Below are 19,867 nucleotides of genomic sequence, written 5' to 3' on the forward strand. Positions count from 1 at the left end.
TCCTCCCTTTTACTCTGCATCCCACACGTAGGATTTCGTATGCTTTAACCATTCTCTTGCCGCAAACGACAAATAGCGGTCCTTTCGCCAAATGACACCTAAATGCCACGGGATCGACGGGTTTAGGGAAATGACCTTTACCTTTTCGGGATCAAGATCACGGCAGATTCGTTCTGGCAGGAGTCCAATCCCTAAGTTTTCAGCTACCATTTCACTAATGAAATCCCACTGAGACGTTTCATAAATGACATTTGGCCGGAATCCCGCATTCATACATTCATTCAAAATCCGGCTGTGCAGAACAAAATCTTCTCTAAAGAAAATAAAAGACTCTTCCCTTAAATCAGCTAAATGTACCTCCTCACGACCAGCCATCGGATGGGATGGATGCGTCACGAGCTTCATGTTCTCTTTAATTATGGTGTACGTATGAAAAATTTTATCATTTGCAGGCAGAACAATGACACCAATATCAAGCGACCCATCCTCGACCCCTTCCTCTACTTTAATGGAGCCGTGCTCAACCAATTGAAATGTGACATCTGGATATTGCTGGCGGAATTCCCCCATGACATTCGGGAAGAAACTTGACCCAATCATCGGCGGCAGTCCGATTCGAATATGCCCTTTTTTCACATTCATTAAATCATTTAATTCGTTCGTTAAATTCTGAAATGACTGTGCGATTTCACTCGCTTGTGTATACATGGTTTGGCCAGCATCTGTCATTTCAACCTGCCGGCCATTGCGGTAAAATAACTGCACCCCCAGCTCATCCTCCAGGTTTTTGACCATCTTGGAAATGGTCGGCTGCGATACGTAAAGGGACTGCGATGCTTTCGTGAAGCTCTTTAACCTTGCCACTTCTAAGAAATATGTTAAATGTCTGATGTCCACCTGATTCATCCTTCCTATAGACAAAAGGAATAATTACTATTCGATATATGTATTTTACCTATAACTGAACGTGCTGTACACTTTAAAGTAAGCTCATCACTTGGAACGTTGTCATGTTTTTGTGAAATAGTGAACAATTTATATAGAAAAAGGAGTGAACAGAAAATGAAATTGCTCAAAAAGCCGCTGATTGCTGCCCTTCAGATTATGGCCTTGTTTATTTTTGCGAAATTCATGAATGTGCTGGCGGCCTTTTTGCATTTAAGAATCCCAGGCACGATCATAGGCATTCTTGTCATTTTCTTATTACTTCATTTTAAAATCATTCAATTAAAATGGATAGAACTTGGCGCCGTATGGCTGCTCGGAGAACTGCTGCTTTTCTTTATTCCATCAGCAGTTGGTGTCATTGATTATGGAAAACTGCTTTCTCAATCTGGCACAAGTATTGTCCTTGTCGTCTTAATTAGTACGTTTGTGGTCATGCTCTCAACTGGTATCATGACGCAAATGATTGCGAAACGAAAGGAGCGGAAAAAACTATGTTAGTTGGCGGACTATTTCTGATTTTAACAGTTCTTTTATATCTCGGATCAAAAGCGGTGTACAAACGGCATCCGAAGGTCTATGTCTCCCCATTACTTGTGACTCCGCTTGTCCTTGTCGTCTTGCTGTTAATCGTCAACATTCCTTACGATGCTTATAATCAAGGCGGGAAATGGCTCACAAATATGCTGCAGCCTGCGACTGTTGCTTTTGCCATTCCTTTATATAAGTATTTTCATATCCTGAAGAAGCATGCAGTAGAAATTATTTTGAATGTGGCTTGCGGCTCTGTTATTGCGATCTTATCAACGGCATTTATCGCCAAGTTGTTTCATCTGGACACAGGCCTTATTGAGAGCCTTGTCCCAAGATCGGTTACAACACCTGTAGCAATGAGTGTGTCAGAGATGATCGGCGGCATGCCGTCCGTTACGGCCGTGTTTGTCATTTTAACCGCACTGTTTGGATCGATTATCGGTCCAATGGTGATCCGTTACTTCCGCATCGATAATGACATTGCCATGGGCGTCCTGCTTGGAACGGGTGCACACGGGGCAGGAACATCGAAGGCTTTTGAAATGAGCTCCGTCTCAGGAACGATCTCAAGTGTATCGATGATTATTTCAGCCATTATTACATTATGTGCAGCGCCTATCCTTATGTCGTTTGCCTTATAAAAAAAGCCATTTCCCTTATTGGAAAATGGCTTTTTCTTATGCTTGTATGAAGACAACCTTTAAATAGTTCCCTTCAGGATAATTCTTCGTTGTACGGAAATCCTCAGGAAGGGTATATTCTTCAAGTATCCGATAGGTTTGCCCTGCTTCTTTAAAAGCCTGCGCAATAAACCCTTTAAATTTCTTCATGCCAAATGCACTGCTATTCGTTGATGCCACAATGACGCCGTTCTCAGCTGTAATTTGGATGGCTTCTTTTAATAGCTTCTTATAATCCTTCGCCGCACTGAATGTGTGCTTTTTCGTTCGTGCAAAGGAAGGCGGGTCTAAGATGACGAGATCATAGGTCCAGCCTTTTTTCGCTGCAAACGGAAAATATTTAAAGACATCCATGACTTTGATATCCTGCCCGTCCACATCAATACCATTGACTTCAAACTGCTCAGATGTTTTTTTCAAGCTGCGGTTTGCAACATCTACACTTGTCGTACGGCTCGCTCCGCCAAGCGCAGCTGCCACTGAGAAAGCACCTGTGTAAGAAAATGTATTGAGCACAGTCTTTCCTTTTGCATAACGATCTCGGATCGCTTTTCTCACATGACGCTGATCAAGGAAGATACCCGTCATCGCGCCATCATTTAAGTAAACCGCCACGTTCATGCCGTTTTCTTTCACGATGAGAGGAAATTCACCTTTCTCTCCCTTCACAAAATCATCATCTTCTATATACTGTCCAGATGTATCAAATCGTTTCTTTTCATAAATGCCTTTATAGTCTGGATATACGTGCTCAAGTGCAGCCAATACATATTCCTTTAATGTATAGACTCCTTCGCTATACCATTGGATGAGGTAGAATCCGTCATAATGGTCAATCGTGACACCGCCAATTCCATCACCCTCTCCGTTGAACACACGGAAAGCAGTCGTCTGTGCATCACGAAATAAATGCGCTCTGCTTTTCGCTGCCTGCTCAAGCCTAGAGACAAAAAAAGCTTGATCTATTTTTTCGTTCGCATCAAAGGTTAGGACCCAGCCGATACCTTTATTTTGTACACCATAATACCCTTTTCCTAAAAAAGTGCCCCGCTCATCCACCCATTCAATGAGCTCGCCTTCCCGTACACCGTTCACATGCGATACTGCATCTTTGGAAATGAGCGGATATCCCTTTTTCACTTGTTCCGCAAATGTTTGTTTTAATGAGATTTTTTTCATTTGTGTCATCCTTATCCTAAATTGACTCTCTCTATCCTACCATATGAATGTATACGTTACTTCTATTATGATAAGATGAGGAGAAAATTATCAACATGACATAGAGGAGGCACTTCGTTTGACGACATTACGCTTAGATCATACAGGTATTATGGTTTCGAACATTGATCAGTCGATTGATTTTTATGAAAAAGTGGTGGGCATGAAATTAAAGGACCGCATCACTCATACAAATGGAGTGATTGAGCTTGCCTTTCTCGGTTTTAAAGATGAAACCGAAACGGAAATTGAGCTCATCCAAGGCTACAGCAGTGACCTGCCATCTGAAGGGAAGGTCCATCATCTCGCTTTCACAACAGACAATATTCATGCTGAATTCAATCGTATTCAAAAGCTGCAAATTGAATTAATTGATGAAGAAATTACGACATTACCAAATGGATATTGCTACTTCTTTTTCAGAGGACCAGACCAAGAATGGATCGAATTCTTCCAGCGCTAATATTTCCTAGGAAATGGGGCCGCTAAATCTCTCCCATTTATTCATAAAGAAAAGAGTAAGAGCATATACATGCCCTTACTCTTTTTTATAACACCTTACTAAGAAATGATTTTGTACGCTCATGCTGCGGGTTCCCAAAGAGAGCTTCCGGTTTGTCTTCCTCGACAATATATCCGCCATCCATAAAGATGACACGGTCTCCTACCTCTCTTGCAAAGCCCATTTCATGTGTGACCACAATCATTGTCATACCTTCGACAGCTAATTGTTTCATTACAGCTAATACATCCCCTACGACCTCAGGATCAAGAGCTGATGTCGGCTCATCGAATAATAGTACTTTCGGATCCATTGCCAACGCTCTTGCAATGGCTACACGCTGTTTTTGTCCACCAGATAATTGGTTAGGATAGCTTTGAGCTTTGTCTTTTAAGCCGACTTTTTCAAGCAAGTCTAACGCTTTTTCGACTGCTGCCTTCTTCTCGATGCCTTTTACTTTTATCGGTGCAATCGTAATATTTTCTAAAACGGTTTTATGAGGGAATAAATTAAAGTGCTGAAACACCATGCCTACTTCTTGTCGTACTTTATTGATATTCACCTTTGGGTCTGTAATCGTGTGCCCGTGGACAACGACTTCTCCAGCCGTGATATCTTCTAATTTATTGAGGCATCTTAGAAACGTGCTTTTCCCTGATCCAGAAGGACCTATGACACACACGACTTCCTTTTCCTCGATGACTGCATTAATATCCTTTAACACTTCGTGATCGCCAAAGGATTTCTTTAAGTTTTTCACCGTAATCATACTCATTTGATATCAAATCTCCTTTCTGCGTAGCTAGCCAGTAGAGAAAGTAAATAAATGATCACGAAATAAATGACACCGACAATCAGCCAGACATTCAAAGGATCAAATGTAGCCGATGCTTGAACTTGCCCTCGCTGCATAATATCGGCAATTCCGATAATAGATAAGAGAGATGTATCCTTCAAGCTGATGATGGCCTGGTTTGTAATCGCTGGGAGCATGCGGCGGAATGCCTGCGGTAGGACGATAAAGCGCATGTTTTGCCCCCCTGTAAAGCCTAAAGAGCGCGCAGCTTCTGTTTGTCCTTTATCAATAGACTGAATCCCTGCACGAATAATTTCTGAGAAATAAGCCCCTGCATTAATCGCTACTGTAATAATCCCTGCGGGCACTCGATCAAGCGAAATGAATTCAAGTGTATTCAAACCAAAATAAATGAAGAATAGCTGTACGATAAATGGTGTGCCTCGAATGGCATTCACAAAGACGAGTGCGATGAAATTTAAGATTTTAAATGGTGACAGACGGAATAATGCCACAATTAAACCGATGATAAACCCTAAAATGATGGCAACAACAAAGATATATAAAGTGGTTTGCAAACCATCCATTAAATACGGAAATGCATTAATAATAGTATCCATGTTTCTCCCTCCCTAATTCACATACGGCTGACACATAAAGAAAGCGCGCTCGGAGCGCGCCTCGCTTGTGTTATGACTTCAAATATTTATCAATAATTTTGTCATATTCACCGTTTTTCTTTAGGTTCTCAAGGCCTTTATTGATCTTCTTCAATAGGTCTTGGTTTTTCCCCTTCATGACAGAGATACCATACTGGTCTCCATTCAAGCGGTCTCCAACTGTTTTCAATTTTAAATCTTGTTGTGCGATCGCATACGTAATGACAGGATAATCCTCAATTAAGGCATCTGCATTTCCGTTTGATACTTCCTGGAACATAGATGGGCTGTCATTAAATTGAACGACTTCATACCCATATTTATCTGCGTTATCAGCTGCGAACTTTGCACCAGTCGTCCCGTTTTTAACAGCTAGCTTTTTCCCCTTTAAATCATTAATAGATTTGATGCTACTGTCCTTTTTCACAACAACTGTCAGTCCAGCGTCGAAGTAAGGATCTGAGAAATCTACTTTCTTCTTACGCTCATCTGTAATACTCATCCCGCCCATTCCAACATCAAGCTGTCCTGCCTGCATCGCTGGAATGATACCTGAGAAGTCCATGGCTTCAAGCTTCACTTTGAAACCTTGGTCTTTCGCGATTGCATTAATTAAATCAACGTCTATCCCTTCATATTTACCGCCCTTTTCAAATTCAAATGGCGGATAAGTTGTATCTATCCCGATTTTATATGTGCCTTTGCCTTCTCCCGAACCACTGTCCGATTTTGATCCACAGGCTGCCATGACAAGCACAACAATTAGTCCCATGATCAATAACATCGATTTCTTCATAAAACACGACCCCCATTGTCAGTTTTGTCTAAATATTCGCAATAACAATAATACTATACCACGCTAAAGCTATAGTGTGTGATATTTTTTATCAATACCAAAGATCCATACAATTCTAGATCAATAGTCTCTTTAAATTTTACTTTTTTGCGAATAACTCATTTTATTCTAAAAGAAGAGTCATTCACAATTATGATGTGAGATAATCTCACAAAAAACGAGGCAGCGCCTTGATAAATGATGTTTCTCCCTTGCATACGAAAGCAAACTCAACAACTTGCTTCCTCTCTATATTGATATTGTAATATATTTTTCCCAAAACCCTCTTTTTACCCGAAAAAATGTAAGCGTATACACAAGAGCGGTGTCTCCCTATTTCTTTCACTACTGGTTGAATTTACATCAAAAAACATGTTTTACAAACTGCACGAGAGAGCTTAAAATATAAGAAGATACTGGAATATGGGAAGTTGATTCAGAAGAACGGATATTGATAGATGAAGAAAGGAGGATAAGAATTGGCAGAAGCAGGTGTTTTGTCGTCCGTTGATGTAGCGAATATGCTCAATGATTGGTATGTCATGATGAAAAAAAGAGAGATACAAGGTGCCATCCAGTTAAAAGAAGACATTCTTCAAGCGTTTGATCGAATGGAAGAAAATCAAGACGTCTTACTTTACTATCAACTGCTAGAGTACCGTTTTAAAGATCTAATAGAAGATACAGCTTCATTAGATCATAGTCTTTTTGTTGATGAAAATGCCATCCGTACGGATGATATGCTCAGCTATTATTTCTATTTCTTTAAAGGGATGTATGAAATGCGCAGAGGCAATCAGGATACGGCATTTCACCATTTAAAATTGGCCGAGGATAAATTAGATCTCGTGCACGATGACATTGAAAAAGCCGAATTTCATTATAAAACTGGGTGTCTTTACTATAATATTAGGTCCACGCTTCTCTCCATCCACCACTTAAAGATGGCTTCATCTATTTACGACGCAGATCCATGTTATGTGAAAAAATCAATCAGCTGTCAAATGATGCTTGCTTTGAATTATGCGGATCAGTCGAAATATGATGAGGCAGAATCGCTGTTCGAAGAAGTGATTCATTCACTAGAACAGATGGAAGATCCAGATTTACTTGGACATGCCTATTGCAATGCAGCCTTTATTAAAAGTCTAAGAAATGAATACAGTGAAGCTGTGCCGCTCCTAGAAAAGGCTTTAATGATAGAATCATTCGAAACTTCTTCTCCAGGCGGCTATTTACTTGCCATGTACGCCTACACAAAAGCACTATTTAAGCTGAAAAAGCCAGGTTTGTTCCACTATTATGTACAGCTTTCACTTCAAAAAGCAGAAAATTTAAAACAACGAAACATTTCACTTAAATTATCCATTTTAGAAACACTTATGATTCAGCCAGACAACATGATTGAGCAAATCAAGGCTTATTGCGATCAATTAGAAACAATGAATTTCCTTGTTGACCTTGAAGCTATTTGTCAGGATGCAGCAGCTTACTTAACGGATCTTGGGCTTCATGAAGAATCCTCTTATTTTAGAAACAAGGCGTTGTCCTTGAAAACTTGTTAAGAAAATGGAGTGATGTATGATGAAGAAATGGCTCATCACAAGTGCGATTTTAACCCTCTTGATAACAGGTGTTTCTGTTGGTACTTCCATTCAAAAAGACAGCCAATCTGCACAATCTCAAGATATTATTCAAAAGAGAGACCGTGGAACCAATCCTTAATATGAAAAAAAGCAGCTGTGATCAAAACAGCTGCTTTTTGATGTGCTAATCAATTTCTCGTTTAATATTCTGCATTTTTTCATCTAAGTAATGGGCAATATCTGCGGCTTCCTTCAGTTCATCAGTCAGCTGATGAGGAACATCGTTTTGCAGTTTATAATAGATTTTATGCTCTAGACTCGCCCAAAAATCCATCGCAATGGTCCGCACCTGAATCTCAACTTTCACATGCTCCACACGATTTGTTAAGTAGACAGGTATCTCAACAATTAAATGAAGGCTTCTGTAGCCATTTGGTTTTGGATGTTGAATGTAGTCCTTCACTTCAAGGATCTTTAAATCCTCTCTTTGCCTCAATACATCCATAATGTTATAGATATCTTGAATAAAAGAACAGATGATGCGGACACCTGCGATATCATGGATATGCTCCTTGGCACATTGTGTCGTGATGTCGCATCCTTTTCTTGCTAGTTTATTCACGATGCTTTCAAAGGATTTAATTCGTGATTTTGTATGCTCTATTGGGTTGTGTCCATGGATTAAATTATACTCCTGGCTGATAATTGAAAACTTTGTATCCATTTCATCTAACGCAAATTTATATACTAATAGTTCATTTTTCCAATCTTCCATGACATTTTTCAAATCTTCTACATGAGTTGCTGACATATTCATTTTCTTTTTGTCATCTCCTTTTGGGAAACGGCAGTTGCACCGCTTTCCGTTTATTAGACGGAGAGAGGACTCGAATGGTTTTAAAAAATACGCAGTTAGCCTCGTTGTTTGTAATATGTCAGCGCCAGTGCAAGGGCCAGCACAGAGCCTTTCACAATATCCATTGCATAATAAGGGACAGACATCATCACAAGCCCATTTTGTAAAATACCAATGAGTACAGCCCCGATAAAAGTGCCAAATGCGTTTGGCTTACCTGCTCCCATAACGGAAAAGCCGATAAAAGCAGCCGCTACTCCATCCATTAAATATGGTGCACCAGCATTAATTTCTGCTGTCATCACCCTTGATGCAAGTACGATACCGCCGATCGCTGCAAATAACGCAGAAAGCAGATAGGCCGAAATTTTGTATTTGTTCACATGTATGCCAGACAAACGAGCCGCTTCCTTATTCCCACCGATGATGTACATGAATCGGCCGTGCTTTGTGTAGGTCATGAAAACATGCGCAAATAGTACAATGGCAGCCATAATGAGAATGATATATGGCACCTGTCCAATTTTGCTGAAAAAGGCAGGAATCGTTCCCGTTGAGAACGTGCCATCGGGAAGCACCATATTTTCAGAAATGGTCGCCCCTTTCGTATACGTTTGAGCCAGTCCTTGAATGATAAACATCATGGCTAATGTCATGAGCATATCTGGAATTTTCATTTTGACGATCATCCATGCATTTATCAATCCAACAATGATAGAAGCCGCTAGTGCAGAGAGGATTGCAATCAGTGGGTTTTGCGAGAACCATACGAACATAGAAATGACAATCGCATTTGATAGCGTAGCGACTGATCCAACTGATAAATCAAAGCCGTTTACTGCCAATGAGATGGTTAAGCCCACCGCAATGATGGTCACAATTGAGATAGACCGTAGAATATTGATGATATTTCCTGATTGCAAAAACGCTGGATTCGCTGCCGCAAATATTACAATCAACACAACAATGGTTAAGATTGTGCCATATCGATAAAAGAAATCAAACAGATGAAAGGATGGCCGCTGTTTTTTGATTTGCTGCACAGGGGCTGGAATTTGTTGTTCGCTCATGATTGTCCTCCTGTTGAATGATATAAAAGCTCCTCTTCAGTCGTCGGTGCGGTCATTTCCCGGGTAATGCTGCCATCATATAACACGTATACTCGGTCAGCGATACCTGCAATCTCTGACAGCTCACTCGACGCATAAATCACAGATTTTCCGCGGGCAGCAAGCTCTGCAATCAAAGTGAAAATATCTTTTTTCGCTCCAACGTCTACACCTTTGGTTGGTTCATCAAAGAGATACACATCTGCCTCAGCCAGCAGCCATTTTCCGATAGCAACCTTCTGCTGATTTCCACCCGATAGGTGCTTCACCTTTGCTTCAAGCGACGGCGTTTTGACACCAAGTCGTTTGACGATTTCGTCTGCTTCCCGCTTTTCCTTCGAACGATGTAAGAAGCTGAATATCCTTGAAAATGAATGAAGACTTGCAGCCGTTAAGTTCCACCCCACGCTCTCTTCGGTCAGGATCCCTTCTTTTCTCCGCTCTTCAGGCACAAGGGCCATTCCAGCTCTCACAGCTTGATGAGGCGAAGTGATGCGAATGGTTTGACCATGGAGCTGGACGGTCCCCGTCTTTTTTTCTGAGGCACCGAAAAGGGCTTTGCACAATTCTGTTTTACCAGCACCGACAAGTCCTGCGATCCCAAGAATTTCTCCTTTTTTGACATAAAAGTGAATGTTGTTTAATTTATGTTGATCGTTTAGCTCTTTCACTTCAAGCACAATAGGTGCATCTTTCAGTGGCCTGCGAGACGGGAATTGCTCCTCTAATGGTGCGCCTAGCATTTCTTCAATGACCTGCTGCAGATTTGTGTCTTTGACAAGGTGAGCTGCGACATCCGTTCCATTTCGCATCACAGTCAATTCATCACAGATGGTGAAAATTTCAGGCATGCGGTGAGAAATAAACACGATCCCCGTCCCATTCTGTTTCAACCGATCAATCATTGAGAATAATTTGCTTGTTTCTGCATGACTAAGCGGAGCCGTTGGTTCATCTAAGATTAAAATGCTGCATTTAATGGAAACGGCCTTGGCAATGAGCACCATCTGTTTTTCGGCAAGGGTCAGATCGCTGACAAGTCGTTTTGTGGAGATGTCGATGTCCATTTCTTTTAATAGCTGAGCCGCCTTGCGATGCAGCTCTTTCCAGCTGACAAATGTTTTTTTCTCAATTTCATGCATCATCATATTCTCACCAACACTTAAGTAGGGAACAAGAGCCGTATCCACTTCTTGATGGACCGTCTGCACACCATATGAGGATGCATCCTTTGGGGTTTGAATGGATGCCGCCTGGCCATTGATGTAGATGGTCCCGTCGAAGTGGGAATGAGCGCCAGAAAGAACCTTCATTAACGTTGACTTCCCAGCACCATTTGCTCCAATCAGTGCATGGACCGTCCCTTTTTTTAATGTGAAATTCACTTGATCTAACGCTTTGACCCCTGGGAATTCAATTGAAATATTCTTCATACGAACAAGCGGCGCTGTCATAGGTGTCCTCCTTCTCTTGATATCATCTGAAAAACGAAACACCCTCTATGGAAAGAGAGTGCACGTCGCTTATTTTGTATAATGCTTCTTCAAGGTCTTCATCCAATCTTCCTCAAAAGCAGTCGATGAACCAAATCCCTTCACTTCGTCTGCAAGATTGACCATGTTAATGGCTTTTCCTGCTTGTTGAAGCTGCTTTTGCGAGATGAGAGAGGCCTCAAGGTCATAGGAAGACGGTGTTTTCTCACCAGCTATTTTCTTCGCAAGAATCCTCACGTCGACTGCGCCGATGAGCTTCGGATCAACCGCTGCTGTGTACTTCCACGGACTGTCCTTCGCTGTCATTTCTTGAAGATCCGCATTTGATACATCAATCCCATAAATCTTCACTTCTGTTCTTCCTACTTCCTTTAACGCTCTTGCTGCCCCAATGGCAAAGGCATCCCATGTGGCAAAAATAGCGTCCAGCTTGCCCTTTGGATACTTATTCAGCATGGCTGCTACTGCATTTTGCGTTTGAACAGACGTATCAGAGGAGGCAATACCAAAGCGGTCAAGCTCTTTGATCCCTGAATGTTGTTTAAGCGTTTCTTGATAGACCTTATTTCGTCTCACCATTGGCGGGAATCCATCTACCCACAGGTACGCAATATTTGCTTTTCCTTTAAAATCAGACACGAGCGCATCTAATGATTTTTTCGCTAATTGTTCGTCATCTTGAGACGTCACTGTGACCCCTTTGATGTCCTTCAGCTTAGGATTCGAATCAAACGCTACAACTGGAATGCCTTTCGCTGTGATCTTTTTCACATCAGCGACTGTCGCCTCGTCATCCCCGTGAGAGATGATAAAACCGTCATAATTTTCTTCAAGCGCCTGAGAGATGGCATCATGGAACTTCACTGTATCTCCATTTGCGGTGTAGACATCTACCGTAAAGCCGAGTGCTTCACCTTCTGCCTTGGTTCCAGCTAAAAATTGAGCTGTATGATCGTCTCCTCCAATTTTGCGGATGACTTTAATTTTTGCTCCCTGTCCCTTTGCAAATCGCTTCGGTACATTGTCAAAAGAGACTTTTTCGTTCGTATTTGCCTTTGAGCCTGCACTTGATCCAGTGCCGCAGCCTGTTAATAGGATGGTTAATGCCGTTAATAAGACAAGACATGATGTAAAATGCTTACGCTTCATTGCTGTTCCTCCTCAAGTTGTTTTGATTTTTCACATCGGAAAACTAGGTAAAAAAGTGGAAATACGCCTGTAAAACAGGCATTTGATTTGAAAAAAGAGACGAAAAAAAGCCTCTCTTGGAAAGAGAGGCTTGATCACCGTTGCATGAAACATGTATCGGGAAGTCTTCCTCTCTTATCTGTCAAAGCTGTAACAGCTTTGCAGGAATTAGCACCAATTTCTAAAATAGAAACGGTTGCCGGGCGTCATAGGGCCAGTCCCTCTGCCTCTCTTGATAAGAGATCCGTTATGAAATTTGTTTTCGTTGAAATGTCTTCTTTACTTTAATGTGATGTCACATCAATGTCAATGACTTTTTTGAAAATTTCTAAAATATCATCAGCTTCCGATGATTTTCTTCGCAGGTGATGATTTCTTCAGACGGAAATCATATTTTTTCTCATTCACAAATTGCGGGTTCAGATGTGCTGATCCTTTATCTTGACCGCTTTTAGAGAGATACGTTTTGTAGCCTTCCAGCCATTTCCCGTGCCATACCCACTGTGATGCTTTTGCACCTTTGCGGTCATCATAAACGTTCTTCTGGAAGGTATTCTTTTGGTTCACTTGATAAAGATTCACGACTAAGTAATGCGAGGCACTAGCGGTCATGATATTATTCGTGATTCGATTGTTCACTGCTTGATACTGCATCAGCAATTGACCGCCTTCTAAGCCGGCTGTGTCATTTTTGTACAAAGTATTATGTGAGATCGTCGTATTGGTTGTACCGCCACGCTTCTTATCATAGCCGCCAATAGAAATGCCTGTATAGCGGTTCAAATACACTTGATTGTGTTCGATGCGGATGCGGTCCGCCATTTTTCCTTTATGTTCGCTTGTTACTTCAATCCCTAAGTCATTGTGATGTGAGATGTTATGATCGATCACAATGTCTTTTCCGCCATCGACATAAATTCCGCCAGCAGAAATGTCGCTGCCATAGGCCGGGTTCCCTGCACTCGTAATCTCATATACTTTGTTTCTTGAGACGACACCGTTTCTGACTTGATCATACTTTTTAGAGGGTGCCACGTTCTCAAATCCAATTAAATCAATGCCAATATTATCAGTGTGCCGGACCGTATTATGTGTCACACGGAACTTTTTCACGTTCCCATTTAGCACAAGCGCTTCACTGAAGCCCAGCTTTAATTTTTCAACGGTATTTCCTTTGATTTCAATGTCTTCAATCGCTGCTGGAGCTTTTGTCCCATAGACAGCAATTCCATGTGCATTTCCATTTTCATGTTTCGTCTGAATATCATACACTCGGTTATTAAGCAGTTTGACGCCTTTGCCGCTTCCTTTGATGAAAATACCAACTGGTGTCAAATCTTCTTTATTCGTCTTAAGGTGTCCTACAGTCAGGCCTTTGAGGGTGATGTAGCTCTTTTGATCGATCGTGACAAGACCTCCATCGGCTTGATTTCCTTTAAGGGAAGCCCCGCTAATCACAGGTTTTTCTTTTCCATAAGCTTGAAAGACAACGGGTGCTTTCTTTGTTCCTGAATGGCGGACAATCAATTTTTCTTTGTATGTGCCGCCTCTCATGTAAATGGTTGCCCCAGCCTTCGCCATACTTGCCGCTTTTTTCAGCGTACGGAAAGGTTTTTGCTTAGTTCCCGGGTTTTTGTCGCTTCCGTTTACCGCTACGTAATAGGCTGTGCTTTGCTTAGCGCCAGCCTCATCTGTCATCGCTTGACAGCCAAAGCTGATGACGGTCATGAATAAAATGAGTAAAATGCCTGGTATCGCTCGTTTCATCTTGTTGTTTGCTCCTTTCCCTTCTCTCCTTCCTTTATCGGTTAAAAAAAAGAGGATTAAAATATGACGATGTCCCTTGCAATGTACTAGTCAAAAGGTGTATGGTTGAAAGAATATCTTACAGGAAAACCATTCGTTTTTAAATTGTCAGATTAATCAGTTAATAATGCATTTGGATTTTATTTCTTTTTTTAAAAGGGGTGACATGAGCCAAACTGACAGCAGAGAGAAGGAAAGCGCTTTAACAGATTTTTCTTGTCTGAATTACAGAAAACCTATTGCTAATATTTTGTGAAGGTATAGAATAGAATCATAATTATTTCATATTATTAGAATTTTCAAATAATCAAACAGCAAGGAGATTTACAATGCCAAAACAACCCATCCGCGTTGAACTTAGTTCAACAAAAAAACCAAAACCTCAATCTGATCAACTTGAATTCGGAAAAATCTTCACAGATCACATGTTTGTGATGGATTATTCAGTTGATAAAGGCTGGTACGATCCAAGAATTATCCCTTATCAAGCCATTCCAATGGACCCAGCGTCGATGGTCTACCATTATGGTCAATCTGTTTTTGAAGGCTTGAAAGCTTATGTTTCTGAGGATCAAAAAATTCTCTTATTCCGTCCGGAAAAAAACATGGAACGCTTAAACAGATCCAATGACCGCCTGTGTATTCCGCAAATTGATACAGAAACAGTATTAGAGGGCTTAAATGAACTCATTCGTATTGATAAGGATTGGGTACCTGATGCAGAGGGAACTTCCTTGTATATTCGTCCATTCATTATTTCCACTGAGCCGTATTTAGGCGTTGCACCGTCTAGCACGTATAAGCTGCTCATTATCTTATCTCCTGTGGGATCATACTATAAAGAAGGCATTCATCCGGTCAAAATTGCAGTTGAAAATGAGTTTGTCCGTGCCGTTAAGGGTGGAACAGGAAATGCCAAAACAGCTGGAAACTATGCCTCAAGCCTTAAAGCACAGCAAGTTGCTGAAACGAAAGGGTTTTCACAGGTTCTTTGGCTTGATGGGGTCGAGAAAAAATACATTGAAGAAGTCGGCAGCATGAATATCTTCTTTAAAATCAATGGCGAAATCGTGACGCCTGAATTGAACGGCAGCATTTTAGAAGGCATCACACGCAACTCTGTACTTGAACTGTTAAAGCATTGGGGAATTCCAGTAACAGAGCGCAAAATTTCAATTGATGAGTTAATTGAAGCACATCAATCTGGCGAGCTTGAAGAAATTTTCGGAACTGGAACGGCAGCCGTGATCTCTCCTGTCGGGGAATTAATTTATCATGATCAGCCATATGTGATCCAAAATGGTCAAACAGGCGAAGTATCGAAGAAATTGTACGAAGCCATTACTGGCATCCAAAAAGGGACCCAGCCAGACATCTTCGGCTGGACAGTTGAAGTTGACTCAGTCGTCAAGCAAGCATAAGCATATAAAAAGAACCTTTCAATCATGAAGGGTTCTTTTTTGTTTATTTACCTCTCTTTTATCCCTTATAATGGGAAATACACATGAATAAGGGGAGTGATGGTATGTTTTTTACTTATCTACTAGCATTCTTTGGAATCTGCATCGGATCGATGATCGTCGCCACTGGTTTCGACGATTCACCTTTCCTCACCCGGTTTTTATTTAAGGCTCTTGGAATCTCTATCCTTGCCCTTTCCATCTCTTTTGTAAAGGTCCGACGAAAGAAGTTACAGAAACAAAAGCGAAATAGACTTAGTTGACCCGTCTCTTCCCATCAAATCGTGCACCAAAACAAGACCGATACCCCAACAATCGCCCCTGCGTATATCCACTGTTTCCTTTTGATGCTCCGCTTTTTTTCGATCAGTAAAAAGATCTCTGGCAAAAAGATGATCATGATTTCTAGGATAAAGACAAGATAATAAACAAGCGGCATTGGCTGGAAATCAAATTTTCTTGCATCTCCTCCAATCGTTGCAAAATACATCAACAGATTGGTCACGGGAATGGTAAAACAAACGAGCAGGCGGAGAACATAGATCCACACATATTCCTTATGCCGAATGAGGCCAACAAATGAAGCAATAAGGCCATACAAAAACAAGATCACTGTACCATAACTCATGACAGGCTGTACGACAAACCCGTAAAACATTAAACCAATTGCAACCATATTCCAACAGTCCTTTCTTTGAAGCCATACATGCTGTTTTTTCTAATCATACACTTCTTTCTCCAGTTTCCATATGGGGCAATCAAAAAATGACCCCATTTAAGGGGCCATTATGTGTTAGTGTTAAGCATTGACTGATTTGAAGAATTGCGGTAAATGCTCACGATGCGCTTCGAGCATTTCGTCTAAAATTTGCTTTGCAATGTCGTCAGATGGGACGAGCGGGTTGATGGTCATCGCCACAAGAGCCGTCTCGTAATCTCCAGTCACAGCCGCTTCTGCTGCCACACGCTCGAATGATTTGATTTGTTGAACGAGTCCTCTTACAGCTACAGGCAGATCACCTATCGCGATTGGTTTCGGTCCGTCCTTTGTAATGATACAGTTTACTTCAACCGCTGATTCAGCCGGAATGCTGGCAATCGCCCCTCTGTTCACTGTATTGACTGGTTGAATGTCGTGCTTATCATTATAGATAGAGCTGATTAAGTTACAGGCCGCATCGCTGTAATAGGCCCCGCCTCTTTTTTCGAGCTGCGGTGGTTTAATCGACAAATCAGGATCTTTATAAAGCTCAAATAATTCCTGCTCGACCTGCTGCACAACCTCTGCTCGTGTTCCTTTCTCTTGAGCCGCCTTTTGCTCTTCTTCCAGCATATCTTTCGTTTTATAGTAATAGCGGTGATACGGACATGGGATGACCCCTAATCCTTTCACAAAAGAAGGCTCCCAGTTTTTCGCTTCAATGTTTTTCATGGACCACTGGCTGTTTGGATTTCCTAGTTCATCAAGCACTTGATCCATAATGCTGACCCCGTCTAAATATACGTCTAATCCATAGACCATGTGATTGAGACCGGCAAACTGTACCTCGATGCGTTCAACGTCCACATCAAGCGCTTTGGCAATCCCCATTTTGATCCCAATCGGCACATTGCATAGACCGACCACTTTTTTTAGATTCGTGTAGCGTAAAACAGCTTCTGTGACCATGCCCGCTGGATTTGTAAAGTTCACAAGCCATGCGTCTGGGCAAAGCTCTTCCATATCCTTCACAATGTCTAGAATGACTGGGATGGTCCGAAGGCCTTTAAATAAACCGCCTGGTCCGTTCGTTTCCTGACCGATGACGCCGTATTTAAGCGGTATTCTCTCATCCTTTGCCCGTGCTTCCAGCAGTCCTACACGAAATTGTGTCGTCACAAAATCTGCGTCCTTCAAGGCCTCCCGGCGATCAAGAGTCAGGTGTACCTCAATCGGCAGACCTGCTTTTTCAACCATACGTTTCGCCAGAGCGCCTACGATGTTTAATTTTTCCTGACCCGCTTCAATATCCACAAGCCATAATTCTTTTACAGGCAATTCTTGATATCGTTTAATAAACCCTTCGACGAGCTCAGGCGTATAGCTCGATCCACCGCCTATTGTGACAATTTTGATTCCTTCTTTCATGAATTGACACCTCCGAGTTGCTTCATTTTTTCATGGAGCTCGATGATTTCTGCTGCGAGCTCCTTGACGGTCATTGCGTTCATGAGATGATCCTGCGCATGAATCATTAAGAGACTAATTTCCGTCTTTTCGCCCCTGATTTCTCCTTGGATCAGCTCTGTCTGTGCGTGATGCGCCTCATTTAACGCGTCTTGTGCGTCCTGCAATTTTTGCTTCGCCTCATCAAAGTTTCCTTGTTTTGCACATGTAATGGCCTCCATCGCGGAGCTTCTGCCATTTCCGCCGTGCAGGATGAGTTGAAACACAATTTGTTCCATTTCCATCGGCCGCATCCCCCTTGTTCCCTCTATTACATGCTGACGACATTTTCATCAGTTGATGCTTTTGTTTCTAATTCACTTTCTTCTTTCAATTTCTGCTTATCCCACATTCTAAAGAATGGGTAGTATAGAGCAAATGACAGCGCAAGGTTAATCAGCTGCATGACAGCACCAGAGATTTTGCCTCCTGTGGCGAGATAGCCTGAAATGATTGGCGGCATGGTCCATGGGACAGCGATCCCGGCTGGTTTTGCCACAAGCCCTGTGCTCATTCCGATATATGTGGTGATGATCATCATGATTGGCGTAAGGATAAACGGAATGAGGAGCATTGGGTTCATGACAATCGGCATTCCAAAAATGATTGGTTCGTTGATGTTAAAGATGGCTGGCCCAATGGCAAGGCGGCCAAGCTGTTTCATTTGTTTACTTCTGGCACGTAAGATCATGGTCAGCACCAAAGCAAGCGTTGCTCCGCTTCCGCCGACGTTGATGAAGATTTCAAAGAACTGCGCTGTGAAAATATTCGGCAGTACTTCTCCTGCTTGGAATGCAAGACGGTTCTCATCCATTGCACCGAGCCAAATTGGCCCCATGACGCCGCCGACAATGGTTGCTCCGTGAATACCACATGCCCAGAGGAGCATTTGCACACCCATCGCAACAATACTGCCGCCTAAGCTGCCACCAAGAATCGATAGCGGTGTGCCAATTAAGACCGTGATGATATTATGAATACTCTCAAAAGGTGTCATCTCAATCACAAGTCTAGCGACCCAGATCAGGGTGATGACCACAAAACCTGGAATAAGTGCAATAAACGATTTACTGACTGCTGGCGGTACACCATCAGGCATTTTGATAACAATGTTCCGCTGTACAATGAAGCGGTAAATTTCGGTTGAAAGCATGGCAATAATCATGGCAACGAATAAACCTTTACTGCCCATCAGTGTGACAGGAATTCCCCCGCCAACTAGGATAGCTTCTGTTGAGCCTTCAGGTGTGAAAGGTACTTGATATGGTGTAGCCAAAAGGAAAGCCGCAACAGCGATCGCACCAGATGATAGCGCATCAACGGCATACTTTTCAGCAAGCCTGTAAGCAATCCCGAAGGTCGCAACAAGTGCCATAATGTCAAAGGTTGCATTAACAGGATAGGATAGTTTCGTGGCCCATTCTGCTCCGAAGATACTTGCCATAAAATCGCTGTATCCTGGAATCGGAAGGTTGGCTAAAATGAGAAACAGTGAACCGACAATAATGAGAGGCATCGTTAAAACAATTCCGTCACGCAATGCTTGTAAATGTCTTTGAGCGGCAATCTTCCCTGCAAACGGCATGACCTTCTCTTCTAGAAATCGGTTGAATCCATTCATCCCCTCCGCCCCCTTTATCCGTTCACTAACTGTTCAGCAGATTTTAAAACCTCAGCGCCATTACAAACGCCATAATGCACAGTATTAATCACGTCTACTGGGATTCCTTTTTCTTCTCCGAGCTTTTTCATTTGTGGTAATAAATATCGAACCTGAGGTCCTAATAAAAGCACATCGGCTTGATCAATATGATTTTTCGCAGAATCTCCTGATACTGCCCAAATACGATATTCTTTTCCTTGTTCTTGTGCGCTTTTCTCCATTTTTGTGACAAGTAAGCTTGTGGACATACCTGCTGCGCAAACCAATAAGATGTTCATGTGTAAACGCCCCCTTTTCAAAGTGTGAAGCTATTCTTTACACTTTCATCATA

The 19,867-nt window shown here is 42.0% G+C and carries 21 protein-coding genes and 1 riboswitch; of the genes, 6 read left to right on the forward strand and 15 right to left on the reverse strand.

What is annotated here, in order from left to right; genetic code table 11:
* Positions 1-9: 9 nt before the first annotated feature.
* Positions 10-897 (reverse strand): LysR family transcriptional regulator, encoded by an 888-nt coding sequence (locus MHB69_RS18145; protein WP_024426436.1) that lies wholly within the window; start codon positions 895-897, stop codon positions 10-12.
* Positions 898-1,062: 165 nt separating this feature from the next.
* On the opposite strand from MHB69_RS18145, the gene MHB69_RS18150 reads away from it, so the two are divergent.
* Positions 1,063-1,446, forward strand: coding sequence for a CidA/LrgA family holin-like protein (locus tag MHB69_RS18150; RefSeq protein ID WP_034621912.1), 384 nt, complete (start codon positions 1,063-1,065; stop codon positions 1,444-1,446).
* Positions 1,440-2,120 (forward strand): CidB/LrgB family autolysis modulator, encoded by a 681-nt coding sequence (locus tag MHB69_RS18155; protein ID WP_024423852.1) that lies wholly within the window; start codon positions 1,440-1,442, stop codon positions 2,118-2,120. Before MHB69_RS18150 ends, MHB69_RS18155 begins: the two co-directional genes overlap by 7 nt.
* A 36-nt stretch (positions 2,121-2,156) precedes the next feature.
* Here the strand turns inward: MHB69_RS18155 and MHB69_RS18160 are convergent, their stop codons facing one another.
* A complete protein-coding gene (locus MHB69_RS18160; protein ID WP_214755325.1) occupies positions 2,157-3,338 on the reverse strand; it encodes a class I SAM-dependent rRNA methyltransferase in 1,182 nt (393 codons plus the stop codon).
* Positions 3,339-3,456: 118 nt separating this feature from the next.
* Here MHB69_RS18160 and MHB69_RS18165 point away from each other — a divergent pair, with 118 nt between their 5' ends.
* Positions 3,457-3,840 (forward strand): VOC family protein, encoded by a 384-nt coding sequence (locus tag MHB69_RS18165; protein WP_024423854.1) that lies wholly within the window; start codon positions 3,457-3,459, stop codon positions 3,838-3,840.
* Between the two features lie 85 nt (positions 3,841-3,925).
* Here MHB69_RS18165 and MHB69_RS18170 read toward each other — a convergent pair whose 3' ends face one another.
* From MHB69_RS18170 to MHB69_RS18180, 3 genes are all read right to left on the reverse strand, one after another.
* Positions 3,926-4,654, reverse strand: a complete 729-nt coding sequence (locus MHB69_RS18170; RefSeq protein ID WP_034281322.1) for an amino acid ABC transporter ATP-binding protein — start codon at positions 4,652-4,654, stop codon at positions 3,926-3,928.
* A complete protein-coding gene (locus MHB69_RS18175) occupies positions 4,651-5,295 on the reverse strand; it encodes an amino acid ABC transporter permease (protein WP_024423856.1) in 645 nt (214 codons plus the stop codon). The genes MHB69_RS18170 and MHB69_RS18175 overlap by 4 nt, the downstream gene beginning before the upstream one ends.
* Before the next feature lie 70 nt (positions 5,296-5,365).
* Positions 5,366-6,130 (reverse strand): transporter substrate-binding domain-containing protein, encoded by a 765-nt coding sequence (locus tag MHB69_RS18180; RefSeq protein ID WP_061110243.1) that lies wholly within the window; start codon positions 6,128-6,130, stop codon positions 5,366-5,368.
* 518 nt (positions 6,131-6,648) lie between these two features.
* On the opposite strand from MHB69_RS18180, the gene MHB69_RS18185 reads away from it, so the two are divergent.
* The gene (locus tag MHB69_RS18185) at positions 6,649-7,734 is read left to right on the forward strand and encodes a Rap family tetratricopeptide repeat protein (RefSeq protein ID WP_046312813.1); all 1,086 of its coding nucleotides are present in this window, start codon (positions 6,649-6,651) and stop codon (positions 7,732-7,734) included.
* 19 nt (positions 7,735-7,753) lie between these two features.
* Positions 7,754-7,894, forward strand: a complete 141-nt coding sequence (locus tag MHB69_RS18190) for a hypothetical protein (protein WP_162860197.1) — start codon at positions 7,754-7,756, stop codon at positions 7,892-7,894.
* 45 nt (positions 7,895-7,939) lie between these two features.
* Here MHB69_RS18190 and MHB69_RS18195 read toward each other — a convergent pair whose 3' ends face one another.
* The 5 genes from MHB69_RS18195 to MHB69_RS18215 form a co-directional block, all read right to left on the reverse strand.
* Positions 7,940-8,572: a GTP pyrophosphokinase family protein gene (locus tag MHB69_RS18195; RefSeq protein ID WP_025093809.1), complete on the reverse strand. Its 633-nt coding sequence runs from the start codon at positions 8,570-8,572 to the stop codon at positions 7,940-7,942.
* A 95-nt stretch (positions 8,573-8,667) separates the two neighbouring features.
* Positions 8,668-9,681 (reverse strand): ABC transporter permease, encoded by a 1,014-nt coding sequence (locus tag MHB69_RS18200; RefSeq protein WP_144496445.1) that lies wholly within the window; start codon positions 9,679-9,681, stop codon positions 8,668-8,670.
* Positions 9,678-11,174 carry a sugar ABC transporter ATP-binding protein gene (locus MHB69_RS18205; RefSeq protein WP_144496446.1) on the reverse strand — a complete coding sequence of 499 codons (1,497 nt, stop codon included), beginning with the start codon at positions 11,172-11,174 and terminating at the stop codon, positions 9,678-9,680. Before MHB69_RS18205 ends, MHB69_RS18200 begins: the two co-directional genes overlap by 4 nt.
* A 69-nt stretch (positions 11,175-11,243) precedes the next feature.
* Positions 11,244-12,362 carry a sugar ABC transporter substrate-binding protein gene (locus MHB69_RS18210; protein WP_144496447.1) on the reverse strand — a complete coding sequence of 373 codons (1,119 nt, stop codon included), beginning with the start codon at positions 12,360-12,362 and terminating at the stop codon, positions 11,244-11,246.
* 171 nt (positions 12,363-12,533) lie between these two features.
* A riboswitch (SAM riboswitch) is annotated at positions 12,534-12,643 on the reverse strand.
* A gap of 97 nt (positions 12,644-12,740) precedes the next feature.
* A complete protein-coding gene (locus MHB69_RS18215; RefSeq protein WP_046312807.1) occupies positions 12,741-14,168 on the reverse strand; it encodes a right-handed parallel beta-helix repeat-containing protein in 1,428 nt (475 codons plus the stop codon).
* 368 nt (positions 14,169-14,536) lie between these two features.
* Between MHB69_RS18215 and MHB69_RS18220 the strand changes: the two genes are divergently transcribed.
* Positions 14,537-15,628, forward strand: a complete 1,092-nt coding sequence (locus tag MHB69_RS18220; RefSeq protein ID WP_024426445.1) for a branched-chain amino acid aminotransferase — start codon at positions 14,537-14,539, stop codon at positions 15,626-15,628.
* Between the two features lie 316 nt (positions 15,629-15,944).
* On the opposite strand, the gene MHB69_RS18225 is transcribed toward MHB69_RS18220, so the two are convergent.
* From MHB69_RS18225 to MHB69_RS18245, 5 genes are all read right to left on the reverse strand, one after another.
* A complete protein-coding gene (locus tag MHB69_RS18225) occupies positions 15,945-16,343 on the reverse strand; it encodes a hypothetical protein (protein WP_034281330.1) in 399 nt (132 codons plus the stop codon).
* Positions 16,344-16,466: 123 nt separating this feature from the next.
* The gene (locus MHB69_RS18230; RefSeq protein WP_041118210.1) at positions 16,467-17,795 is read right to left on the reverse strand and encodes a 6-phospho-beta-glucosidase; all 1,329 of its coding nucleotides are present in this window, start codon (positions 17,793-17,795) and stop codon (positions 16,467-16,469) included.
* Positions 17,792-18,118: a PTS lactose/cellobiose transporter subunit IIA gene (locus MHB69_RS18235; protein WP_025093804.1), complete on the reverse strand. Its 327-nt coding sequence runs from the start codon at positions 18,116-18,118 to the stop codon at positions 17,792-17,794. The genes MHB69_RS18230 and MHB69_RS18235 overlap by 4 nt, the downstream gene beginning before the upstream one ends.
* A gap of 26 nt (positions 18,119-18,144) precedes the next feature.
* Positions 18,145-19,494, reverse strand: coding sequence for a PTS cellobiose transporter subunit IIC (celB, locus tag MHB69_RS18240; RefSeq protein WP_024423868.1), 1,350 nt, complete (start codon positions 19,492-19,494; stop codon positions 18,145-18,147).
* Between the two features lie 14 nt (positions 19,495-19,508).
* Complete coding sequence (locus MHB69_RS18245; protein WP_024423869.1) at positions 19,509-19,814, reverse strand: PTS sugar transporter subunit IIB; 306 nt, start codon at positions 19,812-19,814, stop codon at positions 19,509-19,511.
* Positions 19,815-19,867: the final 53 nt, after the last annotated feature.

The sequence above is a fragment of the Bacillus sp. FSL K6-0994 genome (assembly GCF_038630815.1).
Taxonomy (GTDB): Bacteria; Bacillota; Bacilli; order Bacillales; family Bacillaceae; genus Bacillus; species Bacillus safensis.